Source organism: Paracoccus sp. J56, assembly GCF_019633685.1.
Taxonomy (GTDB): Bacteria; Pseudomonadota; Alphaproteobacteria; order Rhodobacterales; family Rhodobacteraceae; genus Paracoccus; species Paracoccus kondratievae.
Window position 1 is genome coordinate 237,247 of record NZ_JAFL01000001.1, and the last position, 11,927, is coordinate 249,173.

The 11,927-nt window shown below is 63.6% G+C and carries 11 protein-coding genes; 1 reads left to right on the forward strand and 10 read right to left on the reverse strand.

Features of this window, described 5'->3' with window-relative positions:
* Position 1 precedes the first annotated feature (1 nt).
* The 6 genes from M511_RS01140 to M511_RS01165 all read right to left on the reverse strand — a co-directional run bounded on the left by M511_RS01140 (position 2) and on the right by M511_RS01165 (position 7,051).
* Complete coding sequence (locus tag M511_RS01140) at positions 2–1,291, reverse strand: PQQ-dependent sugar dehydrogenase (protein ID WP_010395757.1); 1,290 nt, start codon at positions 1,289–1,291, stop codon at positions 2–4.
* Positions 1,292–1,446: 155 nt separating this feature from the next.
* A complete protein-coding gene (gene pgi, locus M511_RS01145) occupies positions 1,447–3,051 on the reverse strand; it encodes a glucose-6-phosphate isomerase (protein ID WP_085501136.1) in 1,605 nt (534 codons plus the stop codon).
* Position 3,052: 1 nt separating this feature from the next.
* Positions 3,053–3,727, reverse strand: a complete 675-nt coding sequence (pgl, locus tag M511_RS01150) for a 6-phosphogluconolactonase (RefSeq protein ID WP_085501137.1) — start codon at positions 3,725–3,727, stop codon at positions 3,053–3,055.
* Positions 3,724–5,175, reverse strand: coding sequence for a glucose-6-phosphate dehydrogenase (zwf, locus tag M511_RS01155; RefSeq protein ID WP_085501138.1), 1,452 nt, complete (start codon positions 5,173–5,175; stop codon positions 3,724–3,726). Before zwf ends, pgl begins: the two co-directional genes overlap by 4 nt.
* An 89-nt stretch (positions 5,176–5,264) precedes the next feature.
* Positions 5,265–5,858 carry an RSP_2648 family PIN domain-containing protein gene (locus M511_RS01160; protein ID WP_085501139.1) on the reverse strand — a complete coding sequence of 198 codons (594 nt, stop codon included), beginning with the start codon at positions 5,856–5,858 and terminating at the stop codon, positions 5,265–5,267.
* Positions 5,855–7,051, reverse strand: coding sequence for an RSP_2647 family RNA methyltransferase (locus M511_RS01165; protein WP_085501140.1), 1,197 nt, complete (start codon positions 7,049–7,051; stop codon positions 5,855–5,857). Before M511_RS01165 ends, M511_RS01160 begins: the two co-directional genes overlap by 4 nt.
* 115 nt (positions 7,052–7,166) lie before the next feature.
* Here M511_RS01165 and edd point away from each other — a divergent pair, with 115 nt between their 5' ends.
* Positions 7,167–8,969 carry a phosphogluconate dehydratase gene (gene edd, locus M511_RS01170; protein ID WP_010395773.1) on the forward strand — a complete coding sequence of 601 codons (1,803 nt, stop codon included), beginning with the start codon at positions 7,167–7,169 and terminating at the stop codon, positions 8,967–8,969.
* Between the two features lie 48 nt (positions 8,970–9,017).
* Here the strand turns inward: edd and M511_RS01175 are convergent, their stop codons facing one another.
* The 4 genes from M511_RS01175 to hisD form a co-directional block, all read right to left on the reverse strand.
* Entirely contained in the window at positions 9,018–9,509 is a 492-nt protein-coding gene (locus tag M511_RS01175) for a PAS domain-containing protein (protein ID WP_085501141.1), read from the reverse strand.
* Positions 9,510–9,587: 78 nt separating this feature from the next.
* Positions 9,588–10,046 (reverse strand): arsenate-mycothiol transferase ArsC, encoded by a 459-nt coding sequence (locus M511_RS01180; protein ID WP_085501142.1) that lies wholly within the window; start codon positions 10,044–10,046, stop codon positions 9,588–9,590.
* Positions 10,047–10,049: 3 nt separating this feature from the next.
* Positions 10,050–10,538 (reverse strand): UPF0262 family protein, encoded by a 489-nt coding sequence (locus M511_RS01185; RefSeq protein WP_085501143.1) that lies wholly within the window; start codon positions 10,536–10,538, stop codon positions 10,050–10,052.
* Positions 10,538–11,845, reverse strand: a complete 1,308-nt coding sequence (gene hisD / locus M511_RS01190; RefSeq protein ID WP_010395782.1) for a histidinol dehydrogenase — start codon at positions 11,843–11,845, stop codon at positions 10,538–10,540. Before hisD ends, M511_RS01185 begins: the two co-directional genes overlap by 1 nt.
* Positions 11,846–11,927: the final 82 nt, after the last annotated feature.

Consider the following 11,927-nt stretch of genomic DNA (forward strand, 5'->3'; position numbering starts at 1 on the left):
GTCAGGCGGCGCTGACCCGCCAGATCACATCACCCACATCATCCGCCATCAGCAGCGAACGGCCGTCAGGGCCGATGGTGACACCGACCGGGCGACCATAGGAATATTTCTCGTCCTCGGACAGAAAACCCCACAGGATGTCCCGAGGCGGCCCCGAGGGACGCCCGTTCTGGAAGGGCACAAAGATCAGCTTGTAGCCCGACAGGGTCGAGCGGTTCCACGAGCCGTGCTGTCCGATCACCATCCCGTCCGGGAAACCGGGCAACGTGCCCTCGGGCATCCAGCACAGACCAAGCGAGGCGGTATGCCCACCAAGTGCATAATCCGGGGTGATCGCGCGGGCGACAGCCGCGGGGTTCTGCGGCACCCGGTCATCGACGGTCTGACCCCAGTAGCACCACGGCCAGCCGTAAAAGGCCCCATCCCGCACCGAGGTCAGATAATCGGGCGGGGTCTCATCGCCCAGCCCGTCGCGTTCGTTTACCACGGTCCACAACGCGCCCGTCACCGGCTCCCACGCCAGACCAACGGGGTTGCGCAGGCCCGAGGCGAATATACGGGCATGGCCGGATTCCAGATCAAGCTCCCAAATCGCGGCGCGGCCTTCCTCTGCCTCCATGCCTTCGTCAGCAATATTGGTCAGCGAGCCGACGCCGCAATATAGCCGCCTGCGGTCGGGCGAGACGATCAGGCTCCGCGTCCAGTGCCCGCCCGGCTGGAACTCGACCAGCCGCCTGCCCGGGCCATTCAGCCGGGTCGCGCCGGGCTGATAGTCAAACGCAACAATCCCGTCGGTATTACCGACATAGAAAGTCTCGCCCACCAGAGCCATGCCGAACGGCTGACGCTGACCTTCCAGAAAGATCTCGCGCGTCCCGGCCACGCCACTGCCCTCATTGTCGCGCAGCAGCGTGATGCGGTTGGCGCTTTTCCCCAAGGCCCGGGCGCGACGCATGGTCGCCTGCGTCGCCCGGTCAAGCAGCGTTTTCGGGGCAGAAGCCTCTTGCAGCGCCTCTGCTACCAGCACATCGCCGTTCGGCAAAACCTCGATCCAGCGTGGATGCTGCAGGTCGCGGGCAAATGCGTTGACGCGCAGGCCCGGGGCAGCCTTGGGCAATTGGCCCGGTGCCCAGCCGCGCGCGGTCGGCATCTTCAGGGTCATGATGCCTTGTTTTTTCGCCTCGGGGATAGCAGGGGCTGGGCCAAGCGCCGCTGTGCGCGGCGCGCCACGACGCCGCATCCTGACCATCGCGCCACCCACCAGTTCCGTCACTTTCGCCATCAGATCCATGGCTTACCCTTCCCTGTTGCGCCAGCAAGGCTAATTCCAGTATCGCCCGGGTCAATCCCGCAGCGGCCATCAATGCGGAAACCGGCGAACCCCGAAACGACCGGGGCGGCGCCTGACGCACCGCCCCTTGAACATGAAAGCTCTAAACAAAGGTCTCAGCCCCGCGCCGCGCGGATCAGCGCCGCGAGATGTTCGGTCGAAGGATCATGACCCGGAGATGGCTTACCCTCAAGCAGCGGGGCGACCTTAAGCGCCAGTTCCTTACCCAGTTCGACCCCCCATTGGTCAAAGCTGTTGATGCCCAGAATCACACCCTCGACAAACACGCGATGTTCGTACAGCGCGACGATCTGGCCCAGCGTATAGGGCGAGAGTTCGGGGATCAGCAGCGTGGTCGAGGGGCGGTTCCCCGGGAAAACCCGGTGGCGTGCCTGACGCTCAAGCTCGGCCCCGGTCAGACCCTTGGCGCGCATGATCTCAAGCGCCTCGTCCAGCGAACGACCGCGCATCAGCGCCTCGGACTGCGCAAGGCAATTGGCAATCAGCAACAGGTGATGATGGGCCAGCTCGGGTTCATGCCCCTGCGCGGCGATAATGAATTCGCAAGGCACGACCGCCGTGCCCTGATGGATAAGCTGGTAGAACGCGTGCTGGCCGTTGGTACCCGGCTCACCCCAGACCACCGGACCCGAGGGCAGGGTCAGGTCGCTGCCGTCCATCGAGACGCGCTTGCCGTTCGATTCCATCTCAAGCTGCTGCAGATAGGCGGGCAGCCGCGCCAGACGGTTGTCATAGGGCAGCACGGCACGCGTGCCGTAGCCACAGATCTGATGATGCCAGATGCCAACCAGCGCCAGAAGCACCGGCAGGTTTTCAGCCAGCGGAGCCTGACGGAAATGCTGATCCATCTCCGCGCCACCAGCAAGGAAACGGTCGAACTGCTTGGGACCGATGGCGATCATCAGCGACAGCCCGATCGGGCCCCACACCGAATAGCGGCCACCGACCCAATCTTCGAACCCAAAGACGCGCGATTCGTCGATGCCCCATTCGGCGGTACGTGCCACAGCCGAAGAAAGCGCCGCGAATTGGGCAGCCGGTTGCGCCACGCTTTTGCTCATCCAGTCCAGCGCCGTGCGGGCGTTGGTCATGGTTTCGATGGTGGTGAAGGTTTTAGAGGCAACAATCACCAGCGTCGTCGCCGGATCAAGGCCCTTGAGCGTATCGGCGATATCCGCCCCGTCCACATTCGAGACGAAATGCACGCGCGGTCCGTCATGCCAGGGGGCAAGCGCCCGCACCGCCATCGCCGGACCCAGGTCCGAACCGCCGATACCGATATTGATGACATCGGTAATACGTCCGCCCTGCCCCGCAAAGCTGCCATCACGCACGGCATTGGCAAAACCGCGCATCCGCTCATGCGTGCGGCGCACCTCGGGCATCACATCCTGACCGTCCACCATGACGCTGCCGCCAAGATTGCGCAAAGCTGTGTGCAGAACAGCGCGATCTTCGGTCTCATTGATGCGCTCGCCGCTAAACATCGCCTCGCGGCGGGCAGGTACCGGGGTCGCCAGTTCCAGCAACAGGTCGCGCGCGCGCGCGTCAATCAGGGTCTTGGACCAGTCGAAAACCAGCCCCTCGGCGCTGGTCGAAAAAGTGGAGGCACGCGAGGGATCGGCCTCAAACAGCGCCTCAATGCGCTGCGCACCCTGAGATTTGCGGTGATCCTTCAGTCGGTTCCAGATATCACTCATCTTACTCTGCCCAATGCACGGTAATATCGCCAAGAAAGGCGCGGATCGGCGCTTCGGTCGGGTCAAGGCTCTGCGCGCGCTCGAAAGCCTCGCGCTTGTCGACACCGGTGATCAGCAGATGGGTGTTGATCGCACCTTTCAGCGCCGAGGCGGTCAGCGTGATCCGCGGCTCATCCCGGTTGCTTGTCACCGCCATCACGGCAGGCGCATCAGGGGCCAGCGCCAGCACCGTTTCTGAAGCGTCAGGGAAAAGGCTCGCCGTATGCATGTCGGTGCCCATGCCCAACAGCAGCACGGTCAGCGGCAGATGCGCTGCAACCGCCTCGCTTAGCGCCGGGGCGGCGTCCTCGGGGCTGGCATCACCGGTATAAAGGTCGAGATACTGCGCAGCCTCGGCCTTGTCATGCAAAAGGTGACGGCGCAGCAAACGGCCGTTCGAGCGCATATGCTCACCATCCACCCAACGTTCGTCGTTCAACAGGACGGTGATACGCGGCCAGTCGATCTCGGCCCCAGACAGATAATCGTAAAGCGGTGCGGGCGTGGTCCCGCCCGGCACGCACAGGCTTGCCCTGTCATTCACGCGCAGATGCTGCGACAGCTGACCGGCAACACGGTCGGCCAGCGACAGAAACAGCATCTCGCGGTCGGGGTATTCGATAAACTCAAGCGTCATGGTCGGATCTCCCTCCAACGACGGTTGTCACGATGCAGCAGGCGCAGCGCCTCTTCGGGGCCACTAGAACCCGGATCATAGGGCTCGGGCCGTTTGGAGCCAGCCTCCCATGCCGCAATGATCGGGTCGGTCCAGGCCCAGGCGGCCTCGACCTCGTCACCGCGCATGAACAGCGTCTGGTTGCCGCGGATCACATCCATGATCAGCCGCTCATAAGCGTCGGGCATGTCCGCACCCTCAGCCCCCAGCGCATCGGCAAAGCTCATGTCCAAAGGCACCTGCACCAGACGCATACCGCCCGGTCCCGGCTCTTTGATCATCACGGTCAGGTGCATGCCCTCATTGGGCTGCAGCTTGATGACCAGCTGGTTGGCGCGATGGATGCCGCCATCGTCAAAGATAGAATGCGGCGGCTCTTTGAAGGTAACGACAATCTCACTGGTGCGGGCACGCAGCCGCTTGCCGGTGCGCAGATAAAACGGCGTCCCGGTCCAGCGCCAGTTGGCGATGCTGACCTTTAGCGCGACAAAGCTTTCCGTGCGCGACTGCGGGTTCTCGGCATCTTCGAGATATCCGGGCCCGTCGGGACCAGCGACATACTGACCGCGCACGATATCTTCGGGCAGCACGGGTTCCAGCGCGCGGATCACCTTCAGCTTTTCATCCCGTACCGCGTCGGGATCAAAATGATAGGGCGGCTCCATGGCGATCAGGCACAAAAGCTGCATCAGGTGGTTCTGCACCATGTCCCGTATTGCGCCCGAGTGGTCGTAATACTCACCGCGCCCGCCGACGCCCACCGTCTCGGCCACGGTGATCTGGACGTGATCCACGTATTGCGCGTTCCACAGCGGCTCGAACAGGATATTGGCGAAACGCACGGCCATCAGGTTCTGGACGGTTTCCTTGCCCAGATAATGGTCGATGCGATAGATCTGATTTTCACTGAAATGCCGAGCCAGCGTCGCGTTCAGCTGCCGGGCAGTTTCAAGGTCGCGACCAAACGGCTTTTCAACCACGATACGGCTGTCGGCATCAGCGATGCCATTCCCGGCCAGCCGCTCAGCGATATCGCCAAACAGCCCCGGCGCGACCGAAAAGTAAAACGCATGGACCACCCCCGGCCGCATCCGCGCCTTAAGCTCGGCCCAGCCATCCGTCCCGCGCGCATCGATAGCGACATAGCCCAGCATGTCCAGAAAGGCCGCGATCTGTGCGGCGTCCTGACCCGGGCCGGCGAATTCCTCGATCGCGGCGCGCATCTCGGCCCGGAAAGCGTCGTCGTCTTGCCGGGTGCGGGCCGCACCGATGATGCGGGCACTCACCGGGACTTGCCCGGCGACAAAGCGGCGATACAGGCCGGGAACGATCTTACGCCGTGCGAGGTCTCCGGTCGCACCAAAGATCACCAGGTCGAAATCATCTACCGGAATGATGCGTGATACCATTGCTGCCTCCTCGTCGGTGATCTGCCGACTAGCCGATGTTAGCGTTAACATCAAGTCCCCCAAATCAAGTCCCTCAATTCCAGCCCCTTTCAGTTCTGCCCCCGTGGGGGAACAATAGGGCTGTCTTGCGACAATGGCGCGGCATCGCCGGCCCCATCCAGCCGGGCCATCGCCTTGGCTAGTCTTGGCAGGCGGGCGCGGCGCATCAGTTCCTTGCGGCCCATCTGTCCGCCGGCTGCGCGGGCGCGGACCTCGGTCGCTTCGACAGCGGCCGACACCGGCTCAGGCGCACGCAGATAAAGATCGCGCAAATATTCATCGGGATGAATGGCGCGCAGGCCGACAGCGCCCAGCGTGCCACGCGGAAAGTCGCGCAGATTCGCGGTGACAATCACCTTGGCCCCTGCCGCCAGCGCGGTCTCGACCACATGCAGATCCGCAGGATCAGGCAGATCCAGCCCGAACATCCTGCCCCCCGGCTCGGCCAGTGCCTGCGGGAAACGCGACTGTAAAAGCGCGATCTCTGCACCTGCCTCAAGCCCCTGACGGATTGCGGCACGGCGCCATTCGTCCAGAATGCGACTGGACCAGACAGGCTGGAACAGGTCCGCTGCCGCCGTGTCGATCAGGATTTCCCGCAGCACGGTCGGAAAAAGGACACAGGCGTCCAGAACCGCCTTCATCCGTCCAACCGAAAGAACAGCGCCTTAAGATAACCAGTCTCGGCCAATTGCGGCAACGTCGGGTGATCCGGTCCGGCCTGCCCGGTATGCAGCAGCTGCATCCGCCGCCCACCTCGGCCAATACCGCGCGCGCTGGCATTGCGGAAAGCGGTCAAATCGGCGGCATGGCTGCACGAACACAGGCCCAGATAGCCACCCGGCGCGACCAAAGGCGCGGCCAGTTTTGCCACCCGCTCATAGGCGCGCAAACCCGCCTCAAGCGCCTGTTTTGAGGGGGCAAAGGCCGGTGGATCACAGATCACCACGTCGAATTGCGCACCCTCGGCGGCAAGCGCCTCCATCTCTTCGAACGCATCCCCTTTGCGAATCGTCAGCCGCGCCTCGGCACCCATGGCACGCGCACCACCCTGCGCCAGCTGCAGGGCCGCGGCCGAGCCATCGACACAGGTGGCATGCGTCGCCCCGGCCGCCAGCGCGGCAAGGCCAAAGCCGCCGACATGCGAAAACACATCGAGCACGCGCTGACCGCGCGCCAGCCTTTGCGCAAAGGCATGGTTCGGGCGCTGATCATAGAACAGCCCGGTCTTTTGACCCTGCATCAGATCGGCCAGATAGATCGCGCCATTCATCGGCACCTCGACCGGCCCGCTGACCACGCCCGACAGGACTTCGGTCCGCTCGTTCAGCCCCTCTTGCGTCCGGGCGCGGCCTTGCCCGTTCAGGATCACTGTTGAAACACCTGTGACCTCACGCAGCGCGGCAGCGATATCTCCGACCATACGCTCGGCCCAGGCGGCATTGGGCTGAATCACCGCTGCATCGCCAAAGCGATCAACAATGGTGCCCGGCAGGCCGTCCGCCTCGGCATGAATCAGGCGATAAAAGGGCGCATCAAACAGCCGCTCACGCATGGAGAGCGCCCGCCGCAGCCGTACCGCAATCCAGTCGCGGGTGATCTGGGCCTGAGGATCGGGGTCCATGACCCGTGCGATGATACGCGAATCGGGATTAACGGTAACCAACCCCAAAGGGCGCCGGTCGGCATCCTCGAGCACGGCGAAACTACCAGCAGGGATGGCCCGTGTGCGCCGGTCGGTCACCAGCTCATCGGCAAAGACCCAGGGAAAGCCGTGGCGGATAGCCTGCGGCTTTGACTTCGGACGCAATCGAATGGTGGGCAGATCGGCGGTCATGGCGGCCTCATGCAAAACGGCGCAGGATTGCCACGGCAAGCCGCCATGGGCAAGAGCGGGCTGGTTGCATTGTTACCGCTAACATGATACATAGCAACTAAAGGAGATGCAAGCCATGACCCTGCACGCCACCATCGCCCGGGTAACCGACCGCATCCGCGAACGTTCCGCAAAAAGCCGCGGCGCCTATCTGGCCAAGATTGCCCGCGCAGCCGAAGAAGGTCCGCGTCGCGCCCATCTGTCCTGCGGAAACCAGGCCCATGCTTATGCCGCCATGCCCGACAAGCAGGACCTTGCCACGACGCGCAAACCGAATATCGGCATCGTCACTGCCTATAACGACATGCTTTCGGCCCATCAGCCCTATGAGCGTTATCCCGACCTGATCCGGCAGGCAGCCCATGTCGCGGGCGCGACCGCACAGGTTGCAGGTGGCGTCCCGGCAATGTGCGACGGGGTCACCCAGGGCCGACCAGGGATGGAGCTGTCGCTTTTTTCGCGCGATGTCATCGCGCTCGCCTCGGGTGTGGCACTGACGCATGACACGTTTGATGCGGCGCTGTATCTGGGGGTCTGTGACAAGATCGTGCCCGGTCTGATCATCGCCGCCGCGACCTTTGGCCATATCCCCGCAGTATTCGTTCCGGCTGGCCCCATGCCCTCGGGCCTGCCCAATGACGAAAAATCCAAGGTCCGCCAGCAGTTTGCTACCGGAGAAGTTGGTCGCGAAGCACTGATGGCAGCCGAGATGGCCAGCTATCACGCCCCGGGCACCTGCACCTTTTACGGCACCGCGAACACCAACCAGATGCTGATGGAGTTCATGGGCCTGCACCTGCCGGGCTCGAGCTTTGTTAATCCGAATACGCCGCTGCGCGATGCGCTGACCGTCGCCGCCGTTCAACGCGCCGCAGCCATCACCCGGCTTGGCAATAATTATCTGCCAGCAGGAGAAATTCTGGACGAGCGCGCCTTTGTTAACGGCATCGTCGGGCTGATGGCCACCGGAGGCTCGACCAATCTGGTGCTGCATCTGCCCGCCATGGCGCGCGCGGCCGGGGTGATTCTGGATCTTGAGGATTTCCACGACCTGTCCGAAATCGTCCCGTTGATGGCGCGGGTCTATCCCAACGGCCTTGCCGACGTGAACCACTTCCACGCCGCAGGGGGGCTTGGGTTCATGATTGGCCAACTGCTTGACGCTGGGCTGCTGCATCAGGACGTCCGTACCATCACCGGCGGCGGGCTTGAGCAATATGTGAAGGAACCCCGGCTCAAGGACAGCCAGATCACCTGGGTCGATGGCGCCCGCGAGTCGCTGAATGACAAAATCCTGCGCCCGGCGACCGCCCCCTTTGCGCCCAGCGGAGGGCTGAAGCAGCTGTCGGGCAATCTGGGTCGCGGCGTCATCAAGATCTCGGCCGTTGCGCCCGAACGACATGTGATCGAGGCCCCCGCCCGCGTCTTTGCCGATCAGGAAGAGGTCAAGGCTGCGTTCAAACGCGGCGAGTTCACCGAGGATGTCGTCGTCGTCGTCCGCTTCCAGGGGCCGCGTGCCAACGGCATGCCCGAGCTGCATTCACTGACCCCAACGCTGGCGGTGCTGCAGGATCGCGGGCTGCGTGTGGCGCTGGTGACTGACGGGCGCATGTCCGGCGCATCGGGCAAGGTCCCCGCCGCGATCCACATCTCGCCCGAGGCGGCGGATGAAGGACCGCTGGCCCGTGTCCGCGACGGTGATATCATTCGCCTGGATGCCGCCAATGGCTCCCTGTCCTGTCTTGCCGCGGACTTTGACAGCAGAGAACCCGCGAAACACGATCCTGCACCCTCGGCCGAAGGGTTGGGACGCGAGCTTTTCGCCGCATTCCGCGCCAATGTTGGCCCAGCCACCGAAGGAGCGGCGGTTGTCGTCTGACATCGTGGTCTGAGGACAGGACCGGAGCCTGCCACGCATCTGCATCGGTCAGGCCCGACCCACCGCCCGGGTTTCCGTACCAGAAGCCTGCACCCAGTCGCTTAGCCGGATCACCTGCCCCCTGCCCTGCCCAAGGGCAGGATCGGGCTGCAACGGCCCCTCCTCCTCTGCGGGTTCGCGCAGGAACAGGACATTGAGGCAGACCTGCCCCTGCTCGTCACGAATCGGGCACAGACGGGCATCGGTGCGAATGCGTCGCCCCGATCTGGCAATCTGCACCAGGCCGTTCAGCCAGGCCTCGGCTTCGTCCGGGGCCTCGATCATCCGCCACAACCATGCAGGACCGGGACCGGATGGTTCAAGCAGGACCGACGCCGGGCGGCCGATCAGCTCATCGCGCTGATAGCCGCACAGGCGCAAACAGCCCTGATTCACAGCGATGATTCGCCCATACCGGTCAGGGATAAGCACGGCGCGGCTGGTCTGGATCGCCTGTATCGCCCAGCCCGGATTGTGGTGGAACCGCTGGATTTCGGACATTCGGGAAGCCCCTGCACAGATTGTCCCGCCAGCATCGGGCCAATAGGCTAACAATTCGTTAGCACCGATAAGATTTCTTTAGTCCTCAGTCGGCGGTCCGAAACGTTCGATCATCCGCTTGCTGATCTGATCCCGCACGGTGCGATAAATTGCCAGCTTTTCTTCGCGCCCCTCGGCCAGACCGCTTGGGTCCATGATCGGCCAGTATTCAACCTCAAGATGGGCCACACGCGTCAGCTCAAGCGCCTGCCTCTGACTTGCCGGAGACAGCGCGACCACAAGGTCGAAACTGCTAAGATCATCGCCCCAGGCCTGCATTTCCTCGAACGAGCGCGAACGATGGGTGGAAAGTTCGACCCCGATCTCTTTGCAGACGGCGATGGCAAAACCGTCAATCTCCATATCGTTCCTGACCCCCGCCGATTGCACATAGGCGGCGCGGCCGTAGAACTTTTTCATCATCCCCTCAGCCATGGGGGAACGGATGGCGTTATGATCGCAGCAGAAAAGTACCGAATGTGGGATCGGTCCAGCCACGAATCACCCCGGCACAAGCGCGCAAATCAGGGTGAACAGGCGGCGCGCTGTGTCGATGTCGATGACGGCCTTACCCTCCAACCGTTCTTGCAGGGTGCGGGCGCCCTCGTTGTGGATGCCGCGACGCGCCATGTCGATCGCCTCGATCTGCGTCGGAGGCAGACGCTTTACCGCATCGAAATAGCTGGCGCAGATCTGGAAGTAATCCTTAACCGTCTGACGAAAAGGGCCAAGCGACAGGTGAAACTCAACCACCTTGCTGCCGCTTTCGGTCGCGATGTCAAAGACCAGCCGCCGCTCGCGCACCGCCAGCGCCAGCGCATAGGGGCCGGGTGGCACATCCTGCCCGTCCCGACCGGGCAGGCTGAAGCTGTTATCCTCCAGCAGATCAAAGACCGCGACGCGGCGGTCCTGCTCCATCTCGGGGGTGGGAGGCGGCAGGGCGCTGTCGTCAATGTCGATCCGGCACAGCCGGTTGGTTGACTGCCCCATTACTTCCCCCTGTTCAAAGCCGACAACCGCGCCGAGACCGAGCGGCCATGTGCGGACAACCCTTCGGATTCGGCCAGACGCACCGCTGCCGGACCAATGGTCGCCAACGCCTCGGGCGTAAGCCGCGCGATAGTGCTGCGCTTCAGGAAATCCATCACTGACAGTCCCGAAGAGAAACGCGCCGAACGGGCCGTCGGCAGAACGTGGTTCGGACCGCTGACGTAATCGCCCACGGCCTCGGGCGTCCAGCCACCGAGGAAGATCGCCCCGGCGTGACGGGTCTGTTTCGCCAACGCCTCGGGGTCGTTCACGCAAAGCTCAAGATGCTCGGGGGCAAGCCGGTCGGAAAGCGCTGCCGCCTCGTCCAGATCGCGGGTCACGATCACCGTGCCATAGTCACGCCAGCTAGCCCCGGCCACCTCGGCGCGCGGAAGCGTGGGCAGAATACGCTCGACCTCGGCCACCACGGCGCGGGCAAGGGCTTCGTCAGGGGTAACCAGAATCGCCTGCGCATCGGCATCATGTTCGGCCTGTGCCAGCAGATCCAGCGCCAGCCATTCGGGGTTCTGTTCGCCCTCAGCGATAATCAGCACCTCGGACGGACCGGCGATCATGTCGATACCGACGCGGCCAAAGACCTGACGCTTTGCCGCCGCGACATAGGCGTTGCCCGGTCCCGTAATCTTGTCCACAGGGCGGATGGTATCGGTGCCGTAGGCCATGGCTGCAATCGCCTGCGCGCCGCCGATGCGATAGATTTCATCGACCCCGGAAAGCTCGGCCGCCAGCAGGACCAGCGGGTTCACCACCCCGTCGGGCGTCGGCACGCAAATCACCAGCCGTTCGACCCCGGCCACCCGGGCCGGAATCGCGTTCATCAGCACCGATGACGGATAACTTGCCTGACCGCCCGGCACGTAAAGCCCTGCCGCCGCGACAGGGGACCAGCGCCAGCCCAGCGTCGCGCCTTCGGGGTCGGTCCAGCTCATATCGTCGGGCATCTGCCGGGCGTGATAAGCCCGGATCCGGTTTGCCGCCATGACCAGCGCCGCGCGATCCGCGGCCGAAACCTTGGCCGTTTCGGCGGCAATTTCGTCCTTTGAAAAGGCCAGAGACTGCGGGGTCAGCGACAGACGGTCGAAGCGCGCGGTCAGTTCGACCAGCGCCGCATCGCCCCGGCTGCGCACATCAGCAATGATCGCGGCAACCGCATCATTCACATCTGCCGCATCCTCACGCTTCATCGAAAGCAGATCGGCAAAGCGGTCAGAAAAATCGGGCTGGGCAGTCGAAAGATGAATGGGCATGGATCGAGGCCTTCAATGACCCGACCTTGTTAGCGGCTGCAGCCAAGCGGCTCAAGCGGCTAAGGCACGCCCGAACGGCCTG

Bases quoted from the DNA above. Each gene is read 5' to 3' on its own strand.
- M511_RS01140 (WP_010395757.1), bottom strand. From the start codon at position 1,291: ATGGATCTGATGGCGAAAGTGACGGAACTGGTGGGTGGCGCGATGGTC.
- pgi (WP_085501136.1), bottom strand. From the start codon at position 3,051: ATGAGTGATATCTGGAACCGACTGAAGGATCACCGCAAATCTCAGGGT.
- pgl (WP_085501137.1), bottom strand. From the start codon at position 3,727: ATGACGCTTGAGTTTATCGAATACCCCGACCGCGAGATGCTGTTTCTG.
- zwf (WP_085501138.1), bottom strand. From the start codon at position 5,175: ATGGTATCACGCATCATTCCGGTAGATGATTTCGACCTGGTGATCTTT.
- M511_RS01160 (WP_085501139.1), bottom strand. From the start codon at position 5,858: ATGAAGGCGGTTCTGGACGCCTGTGTCCTTTTTCCGACCGTGCTGCGG.
- M511_RS01165 (WP_085501140.1), bottom strand. From the start codon at position 7,051: ATGACCGCCGATCTGCCCACCATTCGATTGCGTCCGAAGTCAAAGCCG.
- edd (WP_010395773.1), top strand. From the start codon at position 7,167: ATGACCCTGCACGCCACCATCGCCCGGGTAACCGACCGCATCCGCGAA.
- M511_RS01175 (WP_085501141.1), bottom strand. From the start codon at position 9,509: ATGTCCGAAATCCAGCGGTTCCACCACAATCCGGGCTGGGCGATACAG.
- M511_RS01185 (WP_085501143.1), bottom strand. From the start codon at position 10,538: ATGGGGCAGTCAACCAACCGGCTGTGCCGGATCGACATTGACGACAGC.
- hisD (WP_010395782.1), bottom strand. From the start codon at position 11,845: ATGCCCATTCATCTTTCGACTGCCCAGCCCGATTTTTCTGACCGCTTT.